The organism is Coprococcus ammoniilyticus (assembly GCF_025567345.1).
In the GTDB taxonomy this organism is placed as follows: domain Bacteria; phylum Bacillota; class Clostridia; order Lachnospirales; family Lachnospiraceae; genus Coprococcus; species Coprococcus ammoniilyticus.
The window spans coordinates 65426-89008 of sequence record NZ_JAOQJS010000003.1; the positions used below are offsets into that span (position 1 = coordinate 65426).

Genomic DNA, 23583 nt, shown 5'->3' on the forward strand with positions numbered 1-23583 from the left:
TCTATTCTTCTGAGCTGCTATCGGCTTTTTTCTTTGTATTGTCACCACTGCCGGAAGAACCGGATTCTTTCAGAATCACATCTCCTTCTGACAATCCGGTAAGTACACATGCATTTGACGACTTTGTATCTGTGCTTGTTGTTACATACTGTTTTACAATCTCATCCTTTGAAAGCTTCCACACATATTCATAGGATTTACCGGATGTCTTATCCGTCTCTGTATAAATAATATTCATTGGAACTGTTACTACATTTTCCAGTGACATTTTTGCAAAGCTTACAAAATATCCCTTTGGTGAATCATAGAAGCTCTTATCATCCACCTGTATATAATATCTGGTATCTTCGGATCCGGAGCTGCTTGTTATATATACCTGACCATCGATCGTTGTTACATAAGCCTTCTTGGAATCCGCTGTTGCTCCGATACATCTTCCGGTCAGCTTCTTGCTGTCATCCTTCTGATCAATTAAAGTAACCTCCTGATTGACCAGAAGTGTTGCATTGCTGTTATCACTTCCGGTATCGTCACTTCCGCTATTTCCGTTACGTCTGGAGCTTCCACCGTTATCTGTCAGGGATAAGGACATCATCTTGGATTCATTGCTTCCTATGCTGACAACCTTGTCACCCTCTTTGATCTGTTTTCCCTGACTGGCATATACACTCTGTACAACGCCGTCGCTTTCTGCATATACGCTGATATTACCTTTTCCATCATTATTTTTGTTCAGCTTATCACGCTTTGCGATCAATGGATTCACAGTCGTATTATAATTGATCTTTGCCAGCTCTTCATTGTATTTTGCAATCTCAATCTGGCAGGTAAGCTGCTCAACCATGTATAATGTATTGCCATTATTATCATCTGGATCCGGGATATCGTAATCACCGTCTTCTTCATCCCCGTCATCTGTTGTAGTATCCGTTGTATCATCTGCCGGATCAGCATCTCCCGGTGTTGCCACCTGCTGTTTCTTCCTGCCGGAACGGTAATCTTCAATCTCGGCTCTCAGATCCTTGATCTGCTCTTCATAGCCCGCTACTGTCGAATCATAATCACTCTTTGCATCTGATATCTGGGAGTTTAACTCCAGCAGCTCTGCGCTACCACCACCACTGTCAACAATATACAACAGATCGCCTTTTTTCACTTCCTGACCTTCCGCCAGATCAAGCTGTGTAAAATAGCCTTCTACAGGAGCTTTATAGGTTATCTGATTGGTATCTACCATCTTATAGGATTTGCTGGTTCCTGTTGTCTTAAAAGTTCCCAGCTTAATCTCATATGTTGTATAATCACTTGGGATCGTTGAATCAGAATCATAATAAACCAGATCTCCCTCTGAAAGACCGCTCTTTACTTCCGTGTAGTTATCATCCTGTGCACCGATCTTGATCTCACGCTTTTCCTTATCACTGCTGTCTGTCTTCACATATACAAAATACTTATCTCCTTCTTCGTATAAGGAATCATTTCCGACTACAAGAACATTTGCAGCAGTTGATGTACTGAAATACAACGGTGTCAGTGTTCCTGTCTTTAAAATCTTGCTGTTATCCACATCCTTCAGTTTAAAACGGACATATGGCAGCTTGGATGCACTCTGTGCTGCTGCGATCTCCTGATTGGAATATTTGTATTCTTCCAGCTCATACCGTTTGCCATCGATCATCGTGTACATGGTGTTAAAATTTGCATATCCATCTCTTGTGATCTGCTCACCGGTGATCTCAATATACGGTGTGTTGTAATCAGATATGATAACAACATTCTCACCACTGGAGATCGATCCGCCGCCTTCATCTGATGAATCTGTATCTGTCAGGCTCTTGGCATATGTAACATAGCCGTCCTGTTCTGCTACGAGCTTGTTATCGGTTTCCAGAGATTCCTTCTCGTCAATCTGCTGCTGGAGCTTCTTGACCTTATAATTGTACAACATGTTATCATACCGGTTATTCTCGGCATTGACTGCTTTTGTGCTCTGGTTTTCTTTCGCACCGGCAGAATCTCCAGCCTCATTACATGCTTTAATCTTATAATCCAGTTCCTTCTGTTTCTGTTCGTATATCTTTTCATTTACATTATGGGTCTGCTGCTCACTGGAAAGAGAGGCTTTCAGGTCTTCAATTCCTGAAGTCGTATCATCGCTGTCTGCCTCTGCAAGAACCGTGCCCTTTTTAACATAATCACCTACATTAACATAAACCTTTGAGAGTGTCGCTGAGGTTTTAAAGAAATAACAGTAATCCGTTGGTACAATCGCACCATTCTTGATAATCTTCTTACCAACATCGCTCTTTTCGACCGGACGGTACGCCTCATTCGTTGTAACCGGTTCTAACAGCTCCGGTGCTTTTTCTTCTTTTTTTCCACAGCCTGTTAAACCAAGCATCATTGCCACAGCGATTGCTGTCATTCTGACTGCATACGATTTTTTATTGATCATTATTCTCTTCTTTATCAATTTACCGTCACCTGCTCTCCAGCCTTCAATCCAGACTTAATAATCGTATATCCGTCTACCGTTTCACCAATTGTTACATCAACTGCTGTCCGGAAGCCATCATCATTGATCGTGAATACATAATAATTATCTTCTGACTTCTCATTGATTGCTTTTTCATCGACATAGATAACATTGCTGATCACCGGCTTATGGATCGTCATGGTCAGCACATCTTCTTCTGAAATTCCTGCCATACTGTCTACCGGCTCAAATAAGATTTTCTGCATCTGCTTACCGGTTGCCTTATCTTCATACTGACTGACATCAATAACCTTCATATCGTAGGATGCCACTTCATAATCTGCCTGATAGACATCCCCTTTTTTAAATTCATAATCATCATCTGTCGTTGCTGTATAATTAGAGGATCCGGATGCTACGGTCACCAGATTATCGGATGAACTTGCATATCCATATCCCAACCACTCATTGACATAGGTTACAGTTCCATCCTTTTCTGCAATCAGACAATACTCCTTCATCTTCTCGTTCTGTTCTTTAATATATGTATCTGCGATCTGGATATCCTCTTTCAGACTTGCAATATCATCAGAATAATCCTCTGATCCATCAATCTGCATCAGTTTCTGATAATGTTCGATCAGCAGTTCATTCTCTGCCTTCTGCTCTGTATATTCCTTGATCGTATCCTGAATATCATCTGCCTTAAACTGAACCATGATATCTCCGGCTTTAACCCGATCTCCCTTTGATACATTAACTTTTTCTACTTCGTAATCATCCTGTGAAACTTTATAATTTTTCGTTTCAAATTCATCCGGGGAAAGTTTTAAATTCAAGATTGGTGAAATATCTCCTGACTGAACGGTCACCGTATCATATCCCACCTTTGTATATGATTCAATATGAATAGAAGGTTTGCTGCTTTCTGCATTTTTGCTGCTGCATCCACCCAGAAGGGCAGCTACCATGCTGGCACATAATACACATGCCACACCCTTTTTGATTCGTTTCCGCATCGTTGCCTCCTTGCTTGCGCTGTTTTATTTTTATGTATATCTGAAAATACTATATTTTCCAAATTAAATCATTGTAATTTTACTCTCTCTGTCTGGCATAATCAAGCAATCCTTATTTTATTAAACAATCTTAAGGATTCCTGTATTATTTCTGTTACATATCATTTTCTGACAAATGTCCTGATCTTATGCCAGTATAAAATACAAATGTATCATATTTGCATCTTTTCGTTTTACATACAAACTTCGTTATAAGTTTATCATGTAAATGTGTCCATTTTATGATGAAAATCTCTATCATAATGCGTGCATTGGATTTTTTCAAAAAAAAGTAAAAAAACTTGTTGACATTTATATAGCACAGTGGTATTATCTTACTTGCGTCGGCGGTAAGCCGTACGAAATAAGACATGCGGGAGTGCTGGAATTGGCAGACAGGCTAGACTAAGGATCTAGTGCTGGAAACGGCGTGTGGGTTCAAGTCCCATCTCCCGCATCTTTATTTTTTAGAAAACCTTTGAGGTTTTCTTTTTTTATGCACAAAATCCCTGATACAAAGTATTTATATAATTATAATAAAACACTTACATGTATATATCTTTATGAAGCAGACCTTTTTACTCTGTATAACTTCGAACTAACCTCGGCGAGCCTCGCTAAGGTCTCAGTTACAAACATCGGTTCTTAACGATTCATCGCAAGATGAAGAGTTTAGTACCGCTACGTTTGAAATAGAACGAAAGTGTTCTGCGGAATAAATGGTATATACCTGTAAGTGTTTTGTTGTTAATATACTTGTATCAGGGATTTTACTTTCTCAGATTTTTATCATATTGGTAAGCTTCTTTTCTACGTCTTCTAACAGATGTGCCTTAAATGCACTGTAGTACTCATGTGTAAACTGTGTATAAAGGAATTTGTTCCACAGGTTACTGCAATATGTACTGTCAAAATCATAGTAAGAGTCTGTGTACATCATTCCGTTACTGTATCTGGTTACATCCAGATATGGCTCTTTTCCTGCGTAATTTAATCTCATTACAAGATTCTTCTGTTCGCTGCAGCATGCAAATGTCTCCAAGAACATCTTCATCTGCTCTCTTGTTACTCGTTCTACAAACATAATATGTCACCCTCCATGTCCCATAAATTAGCTCAATGTACAGTTCTATTATAGTATGAACAGGACAACTCTGTAAAGGCAATTATGTCAATGTCCGCCTTTTATTTATGATCTTTAAAATAACGGATCACTTGGCCGGGCAAACGTTCCGATAACGCAAAAACAGACCATAACCATCTTCTTCCGAAAATCATCATGATCTGTTTTTTCTGCTTATCTTAAATTAAGCAAGCTTTTCCTTTGCAACAGCAACAAGCTTAGCAAATCCTTCCGGATCACTGATAGCCATCTCTGAAAGCATCTTTCTGTTGATGTCTACACCTGCAAGCTTTAAGCCATGCATTAATTTGCTGTATGAAATATCATTCATTCTTGCAGCAGCATTAATACGAGCGATCCATAACTGTCTGAATTCTCTCTTTCTCTGCTTTCTGCCAGCATATGAACTTGTTAAAGCTCTCATAACTGACTGCTTTGCTACTCTATACTGCTTTGATCTAGCTCCTCTGTAACCCTTAGCCAGCTTAAGTGTTCTGTTATGTTTTTTCTTAGCGCCAACGCCGCCTTTTACTCTTGCCATTCTCTAGTTCCTCCTGATTTATTAGATATAAGGTAAAATCTTCTTCATTACCTTTTCATTTGTTGAATCCGTCATTGTTAACTTTCTAAGATTTCTCTTTCTCTTAGTTGTCTTCTTTGTTAAGATATGACTCTTGTAAGCCTTGCTTCTCTTAAGGCCGCCGTTAGCTGTTTTCTTGAAACGCTTAGCTGCTGCTCTTTTTGTCTTTAATTTAGCCATGTGTGTATTTCCTCCTTAATATATGTCATATTGTAAATTAACGTTTTTCAGTTAAAAACATTATCATACTTCTTCCTTCAAACTTGGCAGGCTTATCGATGACTGCGATGTCTGAAAGCTTCTCAGCAAATTCATCAAGAATGCCCTTTGTCTGTTCTACATGGGCAAGCTCTCTACCTCTGAATCGAAGTGTAACCTTTACTTTATCGCCATGTGTCAGGAACTTTCTTGCCTGATTTACTTTTGTATTCAAGTCGTTAGTATCAATGTTTGGAGATAAACGAACTTCCTTGATCTCCATTGTCTTCTGTTTCTTTCTGGCTTCTTTCTCCTTACGAGCAAGCTCATAACGGTACTTACCATAATCAATAATCTTGCATACAGGTGGTTTTGCCTGTGGAGCGATCTTAACCAGATCAAGCTCTGCTTCCTTTGCAAGCTTCAGTGCATCTCTGGAGGACATAATTCCGATCACCTGACCATCCTCGCCGATCACGCGCACTTCTCTGTCTCTAATCTGTTCGTTAATCATTAATTCGCTAATGACTTTTTACCTCCATTGCATAAAAAATAGTGGACAGCGCAAACCATCCACTATTATATATAAGTACATATTATAATCTACTTAGATATGAACCCAAGTCACTGTTCTTCGTGCTAAGGTGAGAGTGGATACTCTGCTTTCTTGTCTGTCTCTGCTAAACAGCTTCTATAGGTTAGCACACACGTGTGCAAATGTCAAGAATTTTTTTACTGCATCCAACAACTTTTTTCGTTATATTTAGCAACTTTTTAATGCTCGCTCTCTTCCGCTTCGATCGGGATAAATACCCGGTCATGAGAGATTGCAGCATCTGCATCCTCCGGTTTTGCAGAACGCTTACGGGCTTCTTCTGCGAAATACATCTGGGAATCCAGTTTTACCTTGCCGCGAAGATCCTGCTTCTCGTAACTGCCATCCGGCTGCATGATGTGAGCCTTTAAAGTATCGGCAAGCTGGATCTTTAAGATGTCCTTGATCCGTTTCTTCAGATCAGGATCTTCTACCGGAAAGGTAATCTCGACACGCTTGTCAAGGTTTCTCGGCATCCAGTCCGCACTACCCATATAGATATCTTCAAATCCATCATTATAGAAATAGAAGATTCTGGAATGTTCCAGGAAATTACCAACGATTGAACGAACCGATATGTTCTCGCTGAGTCCCGGCACACCTGCTTTGATACAGCAGATACCGCGGACGATCAGATCGATCTTAACACCGGCAGCCGATGCATCATATAAGGCTTCCATCACCTTCGGATCACAAAGAGAATTCATCTTGGCAATGATCCGTGCCTTCTTACCCTGTCTGGCATTTTCCGCTTCACGGTTAATAAGCATCAGAAATTTATCCTTTAACCAGATAGGTGCAACTGCCAGTTTGTTCCATTTTCCTGGCTCTGAATATCCGGACAGCATATTAAATACTGCCGTTGCATCTTCGCCGATCGGGTCTGAACAGGTCAGGAGTCCCATATCTGTATATAACTTTGCTGTCTGATCGTTATAGTTACCGGTACCAAGATGTACATAACGCTTGATACCATCTTCTTCTCTTCTGACAACCAGCGCGATCTTGGAATGAGTCTTAAGTCCGACCAGGCCATAGATAACATGGCAACCGGCTTTCTCAAGCTTTTTCGCCCATGCAATATTGTTTTCCTCATCGAATCTTGCCTTTAACTCAACCAGAACAGTTACCTGCTTGCCATTCTCCGCAGCCTGCTCTAACGCTGCTATGATCGGTGAATTGCCACTGACACGATATAAGGTCTGCTTGATCGCAAGTACATTTGGATCGACTGCCGCCTGACGGATAAATTCAATAACCGGCGTGAACTCATAATATGGATGGAACAACAGACGGTCATGCTTCTTGATCTTATCAAATATATTGCTGTAGTCACCATTTGAAAATGCCGGCTGTGGAACATATTTCTCATATTTCAGATGATCAAAGCCCGGCAGGCCATTTACTTTCATAAGGAAGGTAAGGTCAAGCGGTCCGTTTATCTTATATACAACACGATCAACCACATCCAGATGCTTCTTTAATTCTTTTAACAGCTTCTTATCCATCGTATCTTCTACTTCCAGACGGATAACCTCACCCCACTGGCGCTGCTTTAACTGCTTCTCGATCTCCTTTAACAGATCGGCTGTCTCTTCCTCATCAATTGAGAAATCCGCATTACGCATAATACGATATGGATGTGCACATACGATATCATAGCTTAAGAACAGCTTATCCAGATTCTTCTCGATTACTTCTTCAAGCAGGATGATTTCTGTCATGCCCTGTCGCTCGGATGGTAGAATGATCACTCTTGGAAGTACAGATGGAACCTGAACGGTCGCGATATCTGTAACATCTTTCTTCTTATCATAGATCAGCGCACCGATATTTAAAGATTTATTTCTTACAAGAGGAAACGGCCTGGACGAATCCACTGCCATCGGTGTTAATACCGGATAGATATCCCGTTCGAATAATTTATCTACATATCTGGACTGTTCCGGTGTCAGATCTTCATAATGTCTGACAATCTTCAGTCCATTTGCCTCTAATAACGGAACCAGTGAACGATTATAGGTCTGATACTGATTCTTCATGAATTCCTTCGTTGCAGGGATCAGCTCATCAAGCTGTTCTTCCGGTGTCATTCCTGCGATATCCTTCTTCGTATATCCCGCATTCTTCATATCCTTTAAGGATGCGATACGCACCATAAAAAACTCATCCAGATTGGATGCTGTGATGCTTAGGAACTTGATCCGTTCAAATATCGGAATATTCTTATCCTTCGCTTCACTCAGGCATCTTTTATCAAATTCCAGCCAGGACAGTTCCCGGTTGTAAAATAAATTCTTATCACTCATTTATATACCCCTCCTTTGTTTCAATACTACTTTTACACCATAGACCTTTTCAAATAAGATATTATTCGTTTTAAACATGCCTGCTTCAAGTGTAATATCCTCCAGCGTATCTGTATAGATCACCAGTGTATTGTCATGTAATGAAATCCTAAGATTTGTAATCTTCTGTTTATAGCTCTTATCAAGCACATCAGCCAGTCGAAGGATAGCGGTAAGCTTGGCCACTTTCATATAATCTGCCGATCCGATCCGCCCGGATGCCCTTAATTCCGACGGAAGGTAAAATCCATTATAATAAACCGCATTTGCGATCTCCTCTCTCTCTTTATGAGAAAGTCCAAGAATCTCTGTCGCCATCACGATATGATAAGAGATCAGGGATACATCCTTCATATTTACAAATTTACCACAATTATGCAGGATCGCCGCGATCTGTAACTGCAACCGTTCCCGTTTACCAAGTCCGTGTAATTTCCGTATGCTGTCAAATATTGCAAGTGCATTATCCGATACATTCTGGACATGCGCACGATTTACTTTATATTTCTTTGCAATTGTATTCACAGATGCAAGAATATCCTGATCAAAATTCTTGTCCATCAGGAAGGTTCCCTGCTTATCCATATAGTCGGCAATAATGCCATCACAGAAGATCACATTCGGAGTCAGGATCTCCTCTGCCCTGGAATTATCCAGAAATGACTGATAAATAATCGCCATCGGAAGCATCAGGGTGGCACGCTCATATGGAATACCATATCGTTCCGCCAGATCTTCCGGTTTTATGTCAACTACCCGTTTATAGAGAATGCGGAATTGTTCTCTCGATATACTGTTTGCAATCGAAAGCTCCGGACCAACTTTTTTCAGGTTGTTGATACCATCACCGATTGCAATAATACTCTTAATATCTTTATCATTTAAAAACAGATTTCTGAATTCTATGATCGCATTTGATGCGTACTCTTCCATCAGTGTTTCAAGATCTACCGTATCGGAACCGAACCGGGTCAGATAATCACGGATTCGGACTGCACCGATTGGAAGATTCTGTGTCTGCACCAGATTTCTTCTGTCAAAGATTGAGATCTGTAAGCTTCCGGCTCCGATATCAAGCAATGCATTATTCTTATGGGTTGCCACATCCACATCCATCCCGGTTGCCACAAATGCTTTATAATTCATAAAACGTTGTTCTGAATTACTGAGTATCTGCACATCAAAATCCGTACACATCTTAATTCTCTCAATGATCATAGAAGCATTCTCTGCTTCTCTGACCGCACTGGATGCATATGCCCTGTAATCAGATACATCATATTCCTTCATCTTTCTCCGGAATTTAATCAACGTGTCACACAGCTTATTCAAATTATTTTCTTCAATATATCCTTTATTATAAGTATCACTTCCAAGCTCAATGATCGTTTTTACGGTATCAAGCTCCCTGGCACCCTTTCTTGGTGTGATCTCGCAGATCTTCATTGATATCTCATTAGAACCTACATTGATCGCGGCAAATGTCTTTCCTGCCATACTTTCATACACCTCACTTCTTTTTTACACCCCTAATATGTACCGATCAGACGAAAATCCATCGCATCTTCACAGATTCCCTGTAATGCATGTCTTGTTCTTGAATCTAACAGACTGCCCTCCATTGTAACAAAAAAGGCATATTCCCATTTTCTACCGGTAAGCGGTCTCGATTCGATGCTTGTCATATTAATTCCGTTCAGATTTATATGGCTCAATATATTGTAAAGTGTACCACTTTCATCCGGTAAGGAAAAGCGGATACTTATATTTTCAGCCTTTTCCACAAAGATTTTCTGTTTTGACAGGATTATAAAACGTGTCGTATTGTTGTCATTGTTCACAATGTCTTTTGCAAGGATCTGAAGTCCATAAAGCTCTGCTGCAAGCTCGCTTGCAATCGCTGCCTGTGTCTTATCTCCTTCTTCAATGACCTTGACCGCCGCTACTGCCGTATTTGCAACACTGCACTGCTTCCACGGCTTCCGGCTCAGATAATTCGTGCACTGAAGCAAACCCTGTGTGTGTGAATATACGGTTTTGATCCGTGAAAGGTCACTGCCCGGCACACCCATTAATGCATGTGCTACATGAACCTCTTCTTCGCCGACGATGGTCACATCATTATTTCCCACCATGTCATAGATTCCATTTACAAATCCGGCTGAAGAATTCTCGATTGGAAGTACACCATAGTCTGCCTTGCCGTTCTTCACCATCTCGATCACATCTCCGAAATCCGGTACATTGATATTCTGGATCTTCTTTCCAAAGAACCTGAACATTGCCTGTTGGCTGTATGCTCCCGGAACCCCCTGATAACAGACAACAGTATCCTTATCTACTTCTAATTTCTTCACACAGGTAAAATCCTTCATTCCATCACAAACAACCTGAGAGCTGTCATTCGTCAGCTTCTTATTCTCATCTGCCATACCTGCCAGAATCTTATCTCTTGTCTTTACAAGAGAAGCAATCTGTGCTTCTACTGTCCGTAAATCTTCCATATTATATTTATCCATTGTTTTATCTGCTCCAAATACAAGACATTCCGCCTGCAGTCTTTCTATAATATTAATGTTGTCTTTAAAACTTTGCCAATACGATCAAATGCGCATGCTCATTTTCCCCGGTTTATTCTTCGTTCCGTTCCAGCTCGTCAAGAAGCTCCCGGATCGTCCTGCCATTGACCGGATGTCTCTTATAGCCTGCTATATTGGATAACGGCTCTAATACAAATTCCCGCTTGCACATCTCTATATGTGGGATATGGAGATTCTCCTCATCACAGATCAGATCATCATATAAAAGGATATCGATATCCAGAGTTCTTGGTCCCCAGTGGATAAGGCGTTCCCTGCCGGCGTCCTTCTCAATCGCATTGATCAGATGTAACAGTTCATCCGGCGAATGAAGTGTCTCTACCTCGATACAGCCATTTAAAAAATCATCCTGTTCCACGCCACCATACGGCTCTGTCTCGATGAAATCTGAAACCTTAGTCACCTTAGTATATTCATCTTTATTTAATTCATCAATCGCAAAATCAAGATAGGATTCCCGGTCGCCCATATTCGAACCAAGTCCCAGATAAGCAATGTGTCTCTTTCTTCGTATCTTTACTGACACTGTCTGAAGCGGCATTAATACCGGTGCCCATGGTTTCTCAACCTCTACTTCAACCTCTGACATCGTCGGATATGACAGAAGGATATTCGCCGCTACCTCTTCCGCAACTGCTTCGATCAGCTTATAAGTATGCTCTTTCATCGTCTTTTCAACCAGATTACAGATGGCTCCATAATCAATAGACAGCTTCAGATCATCCCGGATCCCTGCCGCCCTTGTCGATGTATACATATCAATATTAATTACAAATTTCTGTCCAAGCACATTTTCTTCTTTAAAAACTCCGTGATTGGCAAATATTTCCAGTCCTTTTATGCTGATTCTATCCATACGACACCTCCTGTCTGTTCTCCCTTTTACCAGATCAAACCTCATCTTTTTTATTTATGATTCAATGAAATTTTCTTCTGTTCATTGAATCATTAAGTACTGCTTCATTTTCTCTTATTGACTGTATTAACTATGCATGATCGCCCATGCCATCTGAAGTGCACGCGCATTTCCTTTTACATTATGCACACGGAAGAACTGACAGCCCTTCATAAGCCCCATGACCGATGTCGCGATCGTACCTTCTTCCCTCTCTGTAACAGGAAGATCGAGAGTCAGACCAATCATAGATTTTCTGGAAGTACCCAGCAGTATCGGAAAATCCCATTTGTGCAAAAGCTCCAGATGATTCATTAAAGCGAGATTCTGTTCTAAGTTCTTTGCAAATCCGATTCCCGGATCTACCATGATCTTCTCCTTCTTCACACCTGCATTAAGTGCCATCTGAACGGATTCGTCCAGATCTTTAACAACGTCGTTTAAATAATCGGTATAATCCATTACCCTTCTGTTATGCATCAGGCAACATGCCACATCATGTGCAGCAACGATATCTGCCATCCTTCCATCCCATTTGAAGCCCCAGATATCATTGATCAGATCTGCACCTGCCCGGATTCCGGCTTCCGCCACGCCAGCCTTATAGGTATCCAGTGAAATTACGGTATCAAATCGTTCCCTGATTGCCTCGATCACAGGAACAACACGACCAATCTCCTCCTCATCTGAAATTAATGTATAACCGGGTCTGGTCGATTCTCCGCCTACATCTATAATATCTGCACCATCATTTATCATCTGCTCTGTAGCATACAATGCATCATCGAACTTGTTATGTGTTCCTCCATCGGAAAATGAATCCGGTGTCACATTCAAGATTCCCATTACATACGGTTTTTCATTCAGTTTAAATTCTTTGTTCCCTATAATCATCAGTAAACCACTCCTTTGTTCTTTTCGTCTTCCTTCCAGTAACACTCGTTATAGACCTCACAGTCAAAACAGCGTCTGGAAAGCTTGTCTGCCCTGTATATTACATAGGAAAGCCCCTCTGCTTCCTTCCCTGTCGTATTATGTTTGCTGATTGCTTCTAAGATCAGCTCTGTTTCCTTACCGGAAAATCCGGTTGCCAGCAAAATACTCCGGCTGTTACGAACACTTGCCAGATGATGTTCTTCGCTGGTCTGATAGCTGACCGCCCGTCCGATATCATGTAATAATGCTGCCGCATAGATAAGCTCCGGTTCCAATCCTAACTTCTCCTCCAGATTCATCAGCATTCCGATCCTTGCTACATCCAGACAATGATCGATCCCATGACAGCAGAATCTTCGTTCTTTCTCGGATGTTCGGATCTGCTCCATCCAGTCTTTATATTCTTCATTTGCTAATATTGCGTTGACTCTGTCCATCGTCATTTCTTCTCTGTAGTCCTCTCCTGGTTTATCGTACTACTTTATCCGCGGTATCAGCGGTCCTATAAAAGATAATGAACCAAATACCACGATCACCGGCTCCGTCAATTCTTGTGCCAATGTTTCCGCCTGTCTTTGCGCAGCAAACACATTCTCTGCCGTATCCACCGGCTTTCCGTATGAACGATAGCAGTCTGCCAGAATCTCCTTATCAAGCGCCCGTGGATTATCCGGTGTTACCGTTATGATAAAGCTTGCAAACGGTGCCATGATATCCACCATTTTCTCATACTCTTTATCTGCAAGAACACCACAGATATAGATCAACGGCCGCCCTGTAAAATATGCCTGGATATTCTCTCTGAGGCTTCTCCATCCGCCTTCATTATGCGCTCCATCGATATAAGTCAAAGGCACATCCTTAATCTTCTGGAATCTGCCCTCCCACACCGTCTCTTTTAATCCGTTCTTTATATTCACATTTTTTAAATCATACTGTTTTTTTAAACAATTACAGACCTCAATTGCGGTTATACTGTTATAGATCTGATAGATTCCGGGAATCCCCAGCTCATACTCCTGTCCTTTATAACAAAACCTGCTTCCATGCAGATTTTCTGCTATGACCTGCAGTTGGTCGGTATCTGCCATGATCGGTTCTATCTGCATTTTATCACATTTTTTTAGCCATATCTGTCTCATCTCATCCTGCATCGGATATGCCACACACGGAACCTGTTCCCGAAGGATCCCCATCTTCTGTTCCAGAATCTCCTGCAATGTATCACCAAGAAACTGCATATGATCTCTGCTGATGCTTGCAAGCACGGTACAAAGCGGCTGTTTCACCACATTTGTCGCATCGTTCTTTCCACCCATTCCGGTTTCCAGTAACACGATATCGACCTTTTTCTGCACAAAATACAGAAATGCTACCGCAGTCTCAAGCTCAAATGCGGTCGGGATCGGAAGCCCGGCTTCCTCCATATCCTCGCAAACCGGGATCACGGTCTCCATGATCCGTGCAAATTCCGATTCTTTCATATAATGTCCATTTATCTGAAATCGTTCCAGATATGTAAAGATCGTTGGGGATATATAACGTCCGACAACATACCCTGCATCCTCCAGAATATGCCCGACAAATGCAAATATAGAACCTTTTCCGTTTGTTCCGGCTATATGAACGACAGGAACCCGATCCTGTGGATTTCCCAGTCTTAAAAGTAGTTCTTTCACTGTCTCCGTTCCGTAGACACTGCCTCTTTTTCCCGCTTCTTTCATATATAGATATGCTTCTTCGTATGTCATTCTTTAGCCTCTTTACTTGATTATGTATAGATAAAATATAATGAACTATTTCTAATGTGTTCTATGTTGGATATGCGGTGTATCATCATCAATCGGAAGGATCTCATATCCATGTTCCTCTAATTGTTCAATCAGTGACGGCAGAGATTCCACTGTTTCATGACAGCAATCCAGATCATGCATCAATATGATCGTGTCATCATAATTTAATGCATCCTTCAATATATTCTTTACAAGCTGATCCGGTGTCTGTCCGGCAATCACCGCATCATTATTCAATGCATTCCAGTCAAAATACGTCAATCCTGCTGAGTCCAGATAGTCGATCAGGTCATTCACCGGTACCTGCGTAACACGGTTTGAACTTCCACCCGGGAACCTGTAATACCGGCAGTCCACTCCTGTAACATCATACAATAATTTTCTTAATTCCTCAACATCATTCACGAAATTGTCATAGCTTGCATAGATCGTACTATATTCATGGGAATATGAATGGATCGCCAGTGTATGCCCTTCCTCCACGATCCGTTTGTACATGGGATAGTATCGTTCATTTCTTCCTATTACAAAGAACGTAGCTTTAACATTATGCTCTTTTAAAATATCAAGGATCTCTCCGGTCTGATCGGATGGACCGTCGTCAAAGGTCAGATATGCCCGTTTTCGTGTCACTGTTTTTGATGACATGGCAGCCACGCTGTCTGAATCCGGAAATTTATCTTTCTGATCGATAATGAATTTTCCTGTAAACAATAAAAATACGATCAGTGCAGCAACCAGAATTATATTTTGCCAATAAGCTGCAAAAAATCGGTCACACTCTTTTAACGCTTCGTTGTCATTTATGTGGGATAAAACTGTTTTTATTTTTTTCCTCATTTTTATAAGATTTTCCGTTTTTTATACATCTATACTCCTGATCTGATATTTTTATTCGAATAAAAAACAGGAAATGTCAGATACTATTTTTATCAAATGGAAAAGGAGAATAAAAAAATGAAAAAAACATTTCTTTTATGTGCATGTCTGGTTGTCATGGCATTTACCCTGACCGCATGCGGCGAGAAAAATAACCCTGAAACAACCGGTACAACAACCGGGAGCAGTACAGAGGACAGCAGTTCCACAGAAAACGGGAATAATTCAAACGGTACAGGTTCTGTAGGTAAGGATCTCGGTAACATGATCGACGATGCCGGAGATGTTGTAGATGATGCAGCAAAGGATGTATCCGATGCTCTGACCGGAAACTATGATACTTATGACCATGCTTATAAGTATTTTATGGATCAGATTCCCGGCGACTCCAAGAACTATGAAGTCCGCAATAACGACAAGGATCTTACTGATTATAACTCCGGCAGCATGGGGTACCACTTTGAGCTTCATGACACCAGAAAATCTGACAACTCTAAGGTTGGTGACTTCTATGTAGATTCTACCTCCGGCAAGGTCTACAAGGCAGTCTCCGGCTCCGGCGTGTCCGAATTTGACTTCTCGACCTTGAAGTAGACCACCTTTAAAAAACGGAAGACAGGGTTAGCTATTATTATGCAAGACGCTTTCGCTCTACCTTCAACGCAGTGGTACGTAAGACTGCAAAGTACGCAGCCTAAGTACCAGCGCTCAGGCAGGCTTGCTTCATAACAGTAACCCTGTCTTCCATTTTTGCCTACAGTATCGGTCGATGGTTGTACTATTATGCAGCAAGTATAACCATCGACCGGTTCGTCCGCCTTACTCCTTATCGTCCTCTTTTTTGACAATCTCATGGGTGATGGGATTTACGACTACGCCCATCTCCTCTGCCATTTTGAGGTAGACATCCATCTCATGGTCTTTTCTCTGCTGTTCGCGTTTACGGATAGCTTTTGACCGGATGATCTCCACGATACCGAATACAATCATACAGCATCCAAAAAAGATCATCACTGGACTTAAGGTTCCTACACAGCCTTTTACCAGACAGATTGTTCCGATCCCGATCATGACGATTCCCATTACCAGATTAAACATTTAACTTTCCTTTCCTGTATAAAATGCATCTTTTCCTGCTTTTTCCATCATTTTGTCATACTGATCGTACATTCTCTGCACGCTGTTTTCGAGTAAATAATAATGCCGGATATATGGAATCAGTAAGACAAACAGTGCTGCCGCTAACAGTAAGATCTGTATTTTTTCCGTCACCACAAAGGTCACACAGCAGCCTACCGTAAGGATCGCAAATAAGATTGTTACAAGAAGATGGATCAGACGCTCATGCATGAAAAATTCAATCTGCACCAGATGTCTCCTCATCTCCTCATCAAAATCAACATCATCCCTTACAAGCAGCTTATCTACATATGCCAGATATTCTTTGATTCGTTTTGCCATATTCGATCACCTAACCCATGTTTGCCTTATTCAGGAAATGATTCCATCCGGCAATTACCTTATCATAATAAAAGCTTACTATATAAGAATCTTCGTCAACATCAATGATCATCTGATAACACTTCTTATCTGCTTCCGGCTTACCACCATAGAAGATATAGTTCTCTTTGAACTTTCCAAATATCTTTTCATACTCATCTTCCGCAAGTTTCTGATCCGGAACTTCTTCTACCAGATTATCATTTGCATCATAATACTTATGACCTTCCAACAATACCGCTTCAATGACCGGATTCTTAAACCGTATCTCCATCTGATCGGCATATTTGTCTGTATAGTATTCGTTCTGAGAATTGTTATCCTTTACAACCGCACCTTCTACATAGAATTCCAGCCATCTTGCCCGAAGCCCTTTAAGGGAAGTTTCTGCATCTCTGACACTCCCTGCCGCGTCGTCTGCTTTCACTTTTTCAACACTCTCTGCTGCTTCGCCATCTGTTTCCACTTCTCCGACTCCGACAAGCTTCATTTCTTTGATCTGTGCATCCCGTAACTGAATGGTTTCTATCTCATTTGTACTCTTAAATTTCATATTTTATACACCGTCCTGAACAATTTTAACTGCCTATAACTATAAACTGTTTTTCATGGCTTGTAAATGGAATTTAAGACAGAAAAATAAGAGGAACCCGTCTTACAGGCTCCTCCTGTTTGTCTAATTCAGCGCATCATAGCCGCTTTCCTTCGTACGAATCTTCATGGCGGTGCGGATCTCATAACTGAAGATCTTGCCGTCTCCGACTTCTCCGGTGTATGCTGCCTTCTGGATTGCATCGATCGTCTTCTTCTCCCATTCTTCCGAAGAAACTACGATCTCAAATTTGATCTTCGGCTGCATAACGACATCAACCTCTGTACCACGTACAAGCTTCTTATATCCTCGCTGTGCACCGCATCCCATTACCTGAGATACTGTAATACCATTTACATCAATCGCATTCAGTGCTTCTTTTACATCTTCAAATACTTCTTCTCGCACGATTGCTTCTATCTTGATCATCATATTCTCCTACTCCTTTCCGCAACTTCTATGAATCCAATCCGTTAAATGTCGGATATGCACTTTCTCCCTGTTCTGCAAGATCCAGACCGATCTTTTCTTCCTTATCCGATACACGAAGCGGCGTGATCAGTCTTACAAGTCCAAGACAGATAAACGTTCCGACCACTGCAACTGCTATTGTCACAACGATACCGATCAACTGTGCAACAAAAAGGTGATAGTCTCCGAAGAACAGTCCATCCCATCTGGCAACGCTGTTGATCGAACTCTTACCAAATAATCCGGTCGCGATACCACCCCAGACACCACCGATACCATGACATCCAAAAGCATCGAGTGCATCATCTATTTTCAATTTCTTCTTTAATAAAGTAATCATACCACAACAAATCGGACTTACAAGTGCACCGATAATAAATGCAGACCAGATTGGAACAAAGCCTGCTCCCGGTGTGATCGCAACCAGTCCGACAACAAGACCGGTCGAAGCACCAACCAAGGTTGGCTTTCCGTCTTTTATCACATCGATCAGCATCCATGACATCATGGCACTCGCACTTGCGATCGCTGAGGTTAAGAATGCATGAGCTGCAAGACCATTTGCTCCGAGGGCACTTCCTGCATTGAAGCCGAACCATCCGAACCAAAGGATAAATGCACCAAGAGCAACGAATGGAATGTTATGAACACGATAAGCAGTATTCTCATAACCTTTTCGTCTGCCAAGGATGATCGCAAATACCAATGCGCTTACACCGGAGCTGATATGTACGACATTTCCGCCTGCAAAATCGACGGAACCGATCTCTGCAAGGAAACCGCCCTGTCCCCATACCATATGTGCCATCGGGTAGTAAACCAGAATCGACCAGAACATGATAAAGAAGAATAAAGCCTTAAACTTTACACGTCCGACTAATGATCCTGTGATCAGTGCCGGCGTGATCATTGCAAACATCATCTGGAATGCAATATATACAAAATGCGGAATATTGTCTGCATACGGTCCGGCCTCATTCATGGATATGCCATTTAACGCAAACCATCTGAGATCACCAATGATTCCTCCGTGATTTCCCCCAAAGGAAAGGGAGTAACCAAATAATATCCACATTACAACCGAAAGTCCCATAATAAAAGTACATGCCATCATCGTATTAACGACATTTTTCCTTCGCACCATTCCACCATAAAAGAAAGCAAGTCCCGGTGTCATAAAAAATACCAATGCTGTACAGATCAGCATAAAACCAGTATCACCAGTATTCATAACTATTTCCTCCATTTTTTTCTGAAATTCTTTTTGAAATCTCCGGCAGGTGCGCATCCCCCGACAGGTTTCGCTTCACTTTTTTACAAAATTCCATGGTACTTTTTTTGTAAAACAGAAAAGACGCCAATCGAACGTATCTCGTTCAACTGACGTCTTTGTCTGAAGACATACTAGCAGACCTGATTTATTTTTTCAAGTATTTTTTACAAATTCTTTACCATTCTTTAGCCAGGACATAATTTTACCTGTTTTTCTAAAGCAGATCGTATTTGTTTGACTTTTTTCTCATATTACGCTATGATTTTTTAGTTATGTATTCTATTACGAAATTTAACGATTTTGTCCATGTTATGCATACGCAATAAAAAATTGGAGGATATTTAAATGTTTATGACAACTAACTTTTTCATCATGCTTGCAATCGTTGTCTACCTGGCGATCATGCTCGTGATCGGCTTTGTTTACAGCAAGCGTAACAACAGTACAGAAGATTTCTATCTTGGCGGCCGTAAGATGGGACCTCTCGTAACAGCCATGAGTGCTGAAGCAAGTGATATGTCAAGCTGGCTCCTGATGGGACTTCCGGGCGTTGCATATCTGTCCGGTATCTGCGATGCCGCATGGACTGCCATCGGTCTTGCCGTTGGTACATGGTTGAACTGGTTCTTCGTGTCCAGAAAACTCAGACGTTATTCAAATAATATCGGCGCGATCACTGTGCCTGATTTCTTTGCAAAACGATTCCATGATAAGAATAATGTTATCACAGCACTTTCCGCTCTTGTTATCATTATCTTCTTCATCCCTTACACAGCATCCGGTTTTGCTGCCTGTGGTAAGCTGTTCAACAGCTTATTCGGTATCAATTATCAGGTTGCCATGATGTTGTCCGCCCTGTTGATTGTTGGTTACACAATCACCGGTGGGTTCAATGCCGTATGTGTTACAGACCTTGTTCAGAGTATCGTTATGACCGGTGCACTTGCAATCGTTCTGATCTATGGAATCTCAAGAGCAGGTGGTTGGACAGCCGTTATGGACAATGCAGCCGCCCTTCCGGGTTATCTGTCTCTGACATCTACCTTTGATGTTGCCTCCGGTTCTGAAGTCAAATATAACTTTTTGACAATTTTCTCAACCGCAGCATGGGGACTCGGTTACTTTGGTATGCCTCATATTCTTGTCCGTTTCATGGCAATCGAGGATGAGAAAAAACTGGTACTTTCCCGCCGTATTGCCTCTGTATGGGTCGTGATCGCTATGACCGCAGGTGTTCTGATCGGTATTGTCGGTCTTGGTATGACCAAAGCAGGCGCACTTGAAACTCTGACCGGTTCAAACAGTGAAACTATTATCGTTCGTATCGCAGGTATCATCAGCCAGCATAATGCATTAACTGCTCTTATCGCAGGTATCATCCTTGCCGGTATCCTTGCCGCTACGATGTCTACCGCAGACAGTCAGATGCTTGCTGCTGCATCCGGTGTTTCACAGAATATAGTACATGATTTCTTAAAGATCAAGATTTCCGAGAAGACAAATCTTCTGATCGCACGTTTAACAATCGTTGGTATTGCGATCGTAAGTATCTTCCTTGCAAGAAATCCTGACTCCAGTGTATTCAAGATCGTTTCCTTCGCATGGGCAGGCTTCGGCGGTGCATTTGGTGCTGTTGTGCTTTGTTCTTTATTCTGGAAACGTTGTAATCTTGCAGGTGCGATCGCCGGTATCATATCCGGTGGTGCTACTGTATTTATCTGGAAGTATCTGATTCGTCCACTTGGAGGAATTCTTGATATCTACGAACTGCTTCCTGCATTTATCGTATCCCTGATCTTCATCATTGTGGTCAGCCTGCTTACAAAAGCTCCTGATGAAGAAATCGTCCGGGAGTTTGAAGCAGCCGGCAAGAAGGCGTAGGAATCCCTACGAAAAAGGAAACCGATATACATTTTATTACGCAAGTCGTTTGCACTCTATTTCAACGCAACGCTGCTATGTTTCTCGCCTATAAGGCGACTCACTAAGTACCGGCGTTGAAAAAGGCTTGCTTTATAATAGTATATCGGTTTCCTTTTTCTTATGTATATTTTGAAATAACTTACATTTCCAAAATTACGGCTCTGTTATAGTTCACATATTATTACGCAAGTCGTTTGCACTCTATTTCAACGCAACGGTGCTAAGCTTCTCGCCTATAAGGCGACTCACTAAGTACCGGCGTTGAAAAAGGCTTGCTTCATAATAGTGAACTATAACAGAGCCGTAATTGGATAAAAAATAAAGTTGATTTTATCTGCTTTTGTTATATAATCAGTGAGAAATAACTATTTTCGACAGGATAATTTTTATATGGCTGATTATATTACAACTTATACCGGGGATCATTTTGATCCAACTCTGCCGGAGGCAGAACATCTTCATATCGAGGACATCGCACACGCATTATCACTAATTTGTCGTGGAAACGGTCATGTAAAGACCTTCTTTTCCGTTGGCAGTCATTGTATCAACTGTGCAAAGGAAGCGGCTGCCCGTGGGTATTCCGACCGACTGGTACTTGCCTGTCTGCTTCACGATGCAAGTGAAGCCTACCTGTCAGATGTTCCAAGACCTTTTAAGAAGCATCTTCCTGCATATAAAGATCTGGAACAGAATCTGTTAAATGTGATCTATACAAAATATCTGGGTTCTCCTCTGACAGAGGAAGAAGAACGCAGGATCAAATGCATCGACGACGACATGCTCTATTTCGATCTTCTCACATTGTTAAATGAGCCATCGGACAGACCGGAGCCTGAGCTTCACATCAACCTTTCTTATGAGGTTCGTTCGTTTGAGGATGTCGAACAGGAATATCTGCATTTGTTTCATATGCTGTATAAATAGTATTTATTTTTCCTCTTTCGGCAAAATGATATTTAAAAGAATAGCTACCATTGCTGCTGGTACAATTCCCGATCCACCAAATACCAACTGTACCACCTCCGGTGTATGTACCAGAATTCCGGGATTAGCTCCCATTCCATATCCAACGCCCAGTGCTACTGATACAATGGAAAGATTTCTGGCATTCAACGGATTCTTCGTGATCAACTGAATACCACTGATTACAATCGAGGAAAACATCATGACTGCTGCGCCACCAAGTACAGACTGTGGCATGATTGATACCAACGCTGCAAGCTTTGGACATAAGCCGCAAAGGACAAGGAAAATGGCTCCGGTTGCAAGAGCGAACCGGTTTACAACCTTTGTCATGGCTACCAATCCAACGTTCTGACTGAATGATGTATTTGGCAGGACACCAAATATCGCTGCAAATGAAGAACCCAGTCCGTCACACATAACACCGCCTGCAAGTTCTTTATCTGTTGCTTCTCTGTCCAATCCGCCTTCCATAACACCTGAAATATCTCCAACCGTCTCAACTGCAGTTACAATGAACATAATAAGAACCGGAAGAATCGCCCGCAGATCGAAAACAGGTTTTACAGGCAAAAGCTTCGGAACCGCAAACCAGGAGGCTTCCGCAACTTTATCCCAGTTCAACACCCATGCCTTTGTATATTCTACACCATCTGCCGTCACTCCGGTTTTCGGCAAAACAAAGCCCATGATCATTGCTGCAATGTATCCGAAAATAATGCCAAATAAAATAGATGACGAACTCAAAAAGCCTTTTGTCGCATGTTTGAAAAACAAGATCGCAATAAGTACAAACAACGCAAGCAACAGATTCTCAATGGAGCCAAAATCTTCTGCTTTATTTCCTCCACCAAAAGAATTGATACCTACCGAAATCAAGCTTAATCCAATCGACATTACCACGGTACCGGTTACAACCGATGGAAAGAACTTACGAAGGGGCTTTAAGAAAAAGCCAAGCACTGTTTCAAAAAGGCCACCTATAATAGATGCTCCCATGATCGCACCATATGCCAGTATACCACCACCCATGGTTGCTGCTACACTGTTAAAGACACCTATAAATCCGGAAGATGTTCCCATTATGATCGGTACCCGGCCTCCTACCGGACCAATTCCGAACAACTGTACCAATGTCACAATTCCTGCGATCAGCATCGCATTCTGAAGCAAAGAAAGCTGTAGATCTGCGAACTCACCGCCTGCCAGGCCACATGCTCCTGTGATGATCAGAAGTGGGGTCAGGTTTCCTACAAACATTGCCAAAACATGCTGTAATCCTAACGGAATCGCCTGCGAAAGCGGCATCTTTCCATCCATCTGAAATGCTGTCTCAGACAGCTTAAATATTTTTTTCATTTGTGAATTCTCCTCATC

General features: G+C 41.6%; 23 protein-coding genes and 1 tRNA gene. 4 read left to right on the forward strand and 20 right to left on the reverse strand.

Annotation, left to right across the window (positions count from 1 at the left end; translation table 11 throughout):
- Position 1 precedes the first annotated feature (1 nt).
- Both OCV60_RS04935 and OCV60_RS04940 read right to left on the reverse strand, forming a co-directional pair.
- Positions 2-2473, reverse strand: a complete 2472-nt coding sequence (locus tag OCV60_RS04935; RefSeq protein ID WP_262529602.1) for an efflux RND transporter periplasmic adaptor subunit — start codon at positions 2471-2473, stop codon at positions 2-4.
- Positions 2470-3495, reverse strand: coding sequence for a permuted SH3 domain-containing protein (locus OCV60_RS04940; protein WP_262529604.1), 1026 nt, complete (start codon positions 3493-3495; stop codon positions 2470-2472). The genes OCV60_RS04935 and OCV60_RS04940 overlap by 4 nt, the downstream gene beginning before the upstream one ends.
- Positions 3496-3907: 412 nt before the next feature.
- Here OCV60_RS04940 and OCV60_RS04945 point away from each other — a divergent pair.
- Positions 3908-3991, forward strand: a tRNA-Leu gene (locus tag OCV60_RS04945).
- A 321-nt stretch (positions 3992-4312) separates the two neighbouring features.
- Here OCV60_RS04945 and OCV60_RS04950 read toward each other — a convergent pair.
- From OCV60_RS04950 to OCV60_RS05005, 12 genes are all read right to left on the reverse strand, one after another.
- Entirely contained in the window at positions 4313-4618 is a 306-nt protein-coding gene (locus tag OCV60_RS04950; protein ID WP_008401521.1) for a hypothetical protein, read from the reverse strand.
- Between the two features lie 223 nt (positions 4619-4841).
- Positions 4842-5198 carry a 50S ribosomal protein L20 gene (gene rplT / locus OCV60_RS04955; protein WP_008401519.1) on the reverse strand — a complete coding sequence of 119 codons (357 nt, stop codon included), beginning with the start codon at positions 5196-5198 and terminating at the stop codon, positions 4842-4844.
- Between the two features lie 21 nt (positions 5199-5219).
- Positions 5220-5417 (reverse strand): 50S ribosomal protein L35, encoded by a 198-nt coding sequence (gene rpmI, locus OCV60_RS04960; RefSeq protein ID WP_008401518.1) that lies wholly within the window; start codon positions 5415-5417, stop codon positions 5220-5222.
- Positions 5418-5454: 37 nt separating this feature from the next.
- A complete protein-coding gene (gene infC / locus OCV60_RS04965; RefSeq protein ID WP_008401517.1) occupies positions 5455-5949 on the reverse strand; it encodes a translation initiation factor IF-3 in 495 nt (164 codons plus the stop codon).
- Positions 5950-6209: 260 nt separating this feature from the next.
- Positions 6210-8339, reverse strand: a complete 2130-nt coding sequence (locus tag OCV60_RS04970) for an RNA degradosome polyphosphate kinase (RefSeq protein ID WP_118675336.1) — start codon at positions 8337-8339, stop codon at positions 6210-6212.
- Entirely contained in the window at positions 8340-9875 is a 1536-nt protein-coding gene (locus OCV60_RS04975) for a Ppx/GppA phosphatase family protein (RefSeq protein ID WP_008401515.1), read from the reverse strand.
- Between the two features lie 32 nt (positions 9876-9907).
- Positions 9908-10897, reverse strand: coding sequence for a prephenate dehydratase (locus tag OCV60_RS04980; RefSeq protein ID WP_243000383.1), 990 nt, complete (start codon positions 10895-10897; stop codon positions 9908-9910).
- Positions 10898-11009: 112 nt separating this feature from the next.
- Positions 11010-11834 carry a 2-amino-4-hydroxy-6-hydroxymethyldihydropteridine diphosphokinase gene (folK, locus tag OCV60_RS04985; protein ID WP_021943711.1) on the reverse strand — a complete coding sequence of 275 codons (825 nt, stop codon included), beginning with the start codon at positions 11832-11834 and terminating at the stop codon, positions 11010-11012.
- Positions 11835-11960: 126 nt separating this feature from the next.
- Entirely contained in the window at positions 11961-12767 is an 807-nt protein-coding gene (gene folP / locus OCV60_RS04990) for a dihydropteroate synthase (protein ID WP_021943710.1), read from the reverse strand.
- A complete protein-coding gene (locus tag OCV60_RS04995) occupies positions 12767-13246 on the reverse strand; it encodes an HD domain-containing protein (protein WP_262529608.1) in 480 nt (159 codons plus the stop codon). The genes folP and OCV60_RS04995 overlap by 1 nt, the downstream gene beginning before the upstream one ends.
- A 39-nt stretch (positions 13247-13285) precedes the next feature.
- On the reverse strand, positions 13286-14560 hold the full coding sequence (locus OCV60_RS05000) for a bifunctional folylpolyglutamate synthase/dihydrofolate synthase (protein WP_262529609.1): 1275 nt from the start codon (positions 14558-14560) through the stop codon (positions 13286-13288).
- A 51-nt stretch (positions 14561-14611) separates the two neighbouring features.
- A complete protein-coding gene (locus tag OCV60_RS05005; RefSeq protein ID WP_021943707.1) occupies positions 14612-15442 on the reverse strand; it encodes a polysaccharide deacetylase family protein in 831 nt (276 codons plus the stop codon).
- Between the two features lie 117 nt (positions 15443-15559).
- Here OCV60_RS05005 and OCV60_RS05010 point away from each other — a divergent pair, with 117 nt between their 5' ends.
- Positions 15560-16075 carry a lipoprotein gene (locus OCV60_RS05010; RefSeq protein WP_262529610.1) on the forward strand — a complete coding sequence of 172 codons (516 nt, stop codon included), beginning with the start codon at positions 15560-15562 and terminating at the stop codon, positions 16073-16075.
- 225 nt (positions 16076-16300) lie between these two features.
- On the opposite strand, the gene OCV60_RS05015 is transcribed toward OCV60_RS05010, so the two are convergent.
- The 5 genes from OCV60_RS05015 to OCV60_RS05035 all read right to left on the reverse strand — a co-directional run bounded on the left by OCV60_RS05015 (position 16301) and on the right by OCV60_RS05035 (position 19275).
- A complete protein-coding gene (locus tag OCV60_RS05015) occupies positions 16301-16579 on the reverse strand; it encodes a DUF308 domain-containing protein (protein ID WP_262529611.1) in 279 nt (92 codons plus the stop codon).
- Positions 16580-16942 carry a hypothetical protein gene (locus OCV60_RS05020; protein WP_117785062.1) on the reverse strand — a complete coding sequence of 121 codons (363 nt, stop codon included), beginning with the start codon at positions 16940-16942 and terminating at the stop codon, positions 16580-16582.
- 10 nt (positions 16943-16952) lie between these two features.
- Positions 16953-17534, reverse strand: coding sequence for a hypothetical protein (locus tag OCV60_RS05025; protein WP_117785063.1), 582 nt, complete (start codon positions 17532-17534; stop codon positions 16953-16955).
- A 123-nt stretch (positions 17535-17657) separates the two neighbouring features.
- Entirely contained in the window at positions 17658-18005 is a 348-nt protein-coding gene (locus tag OCV60_RS05030; RefSeq protein WP_008401503.1) for a P-II family nitrogen regulator, read from the reverse strand.
- A 25-nt stretch (positions 18006-18030) separates the two neighbouring features.
- A complete protein-coding gene (locus OCV60_RS05035; RefSeq protein WP_021944735.1) occupies positions 18031-19275 on the reverse strand; it encodes an ammonium transporter in 1245 nt (414 codons plus the stop codon).
- Positions 19276-19668: 393 nt separating this feature from the next.
- Here OCV60_RS05035 and OCV60_RS05040 point away from each other — a divergent pair, with 393 nt between their 5' ends.
- On the forward strand, positions 19669-21198 hold the full coding sequence (locus tag OCV60_RS05040) for a sodium/proline symporter (RefSeq protein ID WP_334307884.1): 1530 nt from the start codon (positions 19669-19671) through the stop codon (positions 21196-21198).
- Positions 21199-21630: 432 nt separating this feature from the next.
- The gene (locus OCV60_RS05045) at positions 21631-22167 is read left to right on the forward strand and encodes an HD domain-containing protein (protein WP_021944737.1); all 537 of its coding nucleotides are present in this window, start codon (positions 21631-21633) and stop codon (positions 22165-22167) included.
- A 3-nt stretch (positions 22168-22170) separates the two neighbouring features.
- On the opposite strand, the gene OCV60_RS05050 is transcribed toward OCV60_RS05045, so the two are convergent.
- Complete coding sequence (locus OCV60_RS05050; RefSeq protein WP_021944738.1) at positions 22171-23565, reverse strand: uracil-xanthine permease family protein; 1395 nt, start codon at positions 23563-23565, stop codon at positions 22171-22173.
- Between the last annotated feature and the right edge of the window lie 18 nt (positions 23566-23583).

Coding starts and splice junctions, on each gene's coding strand:
- OCV60_RS04940 (WP_262529604.1), bottom strand. CDS start 3,495: ATGCGGAAACGAATCAAAAAGGGTGTGGCATGTGTATTATGTGCCAGC.
- OCV60_RS04950 (WP_008401521.1), bottom strand. CDS start 4,618: ATGTTTGTAGAACGAGTAACAAGAGAGCAGATGAAGATGTTCTTGGAG.
- rplT (WP_008401519.1), bottom strand. CDS start 5,198: ATGGCAAGAGTAAAAGGCGGCGTTGGCGCTAAGAAAAAACATAACAGA.
- rpmI (WP_008401518.1), bottom strand. CDS start 5,417: ATGGCTAAATTAAAGACAAAAAGAGCAGCAGCTAAGCGTTTCAAGAAA.
- infC (WP_008401517.1), bottom strand. CDS start 5,949: ATGATTAACGAACAGATTAGAGACAGAGAAGTGCGCGTGATCGGCGAG.
- OCV60_RS04970 (WP_118675336.1), bottom strand. CDS start 8,339: ATGAGTGATAAGAATTTATTTTACAACCGGGAACTGTCCTGGCTGGAA.
- OCV60_RS04975 (WP_008401515.1), bottom strand. CDS start 9,875: ATGGCAGGAAAGACATTTGCCGCGATCAATGTAGGTTCTAATGAGATA.
- OCV60_RS04980 (WP_243000383.1), bottom strand. CDS start 10,897: ATGGATAAATATAATATGGAAGATTTACGGACAGTAGAAGCACAGATT.
- folK (WP_021943711.1), bottom strand. CDS start 11,834: ATGGATAGAATCAGCATAAAAGGACTGGAAATATTTGCCAATCACGGA.
- folP (WP_021943710.1), bottom strand. CDS start 12,767: ATGATTATAGGGAACAAAGAATTTAAACTGAATGAAAAACCGTATGTA.
- OCV60_RS04995 (WP_262529608.1), bottom strand. CDS start 13,246: ATGGACAGAGTCAACGCAATATTAGCAAATGAAGAATATAAAGACTGG.
- OCV60_RS05000 (WP_262529609.1), bottom strand. CDS start 14,560: ATGACATACGAAGAAGCATATCTATATATGAAAGAAGCGGGAAAAAGA.
- OCV60_RS05005 (WP_021943707.1), bottom strand. CDS start 15,442: ATGAGGAAAAAAATAAAAACAGTTTTATCCCACATAAATGACAACGAA.
- OCV60_RS05010 (WP_262529610.1), top strand. CDS start 15,560: ATGAAAAAAACATTTCTTTTATGTGCATGTCTGGTTGTCATGGCATTT.
- OCV60_RS05015 (WP_262529611.1), bottom strand. CDS start 16,579: ATGTTTAATCTGGTAATGGGAATCGTCATGATCGGGATCGGAACAATC.
- OCV60_RS05020 (WP_117785062.1), bottom strand. CDS start 16,942: ATGGCAAAACGAATCAAAGAATATCTGGCATATGTAGATAAGCTGCTT.
- OCV60_RS05025 (WP_117785063.1), bottom strand. CDS start 17,534: ATGAAATTTAAGAGTACAAATGAGATAGAAACCATTCAGTTACGGGAT.
- OCV60_RS05030 (WP_008401503.1), bottom strand. CDS start 18,005: ATGATGATCAAGATAGAAGCAATCGTGCGAGAAGAAGTATTTGAAGAT.
- OCV60_RS05035 (WP_021944735.1), bottom strand. CDS start 19,275: ATGAATACTGGTGATACTGGTTTTATGCTGATCTGTACAGCATTGGTA.
- OCV60_RS05040 (WP_334307884.1), top strand. CDS start 19,669: ATGACAACTAACTTTTTCATCATGCTTGCAATCGTTGTCTACCTGGCG.
- OCV60_RS05045 (WP_021944737.1), top strand. CDS start 21,631: ATGGCTGATTATATTACAACTTATACCGGGGATCATTTTGATCCAACT.
- OCV60_RS05050 (WP_021944738.1), bottom strand. CDS start 23,565: ATGAAAAAAATATTTAAGCTGTCTGAGACAGCATTTCAGATGGATGGA.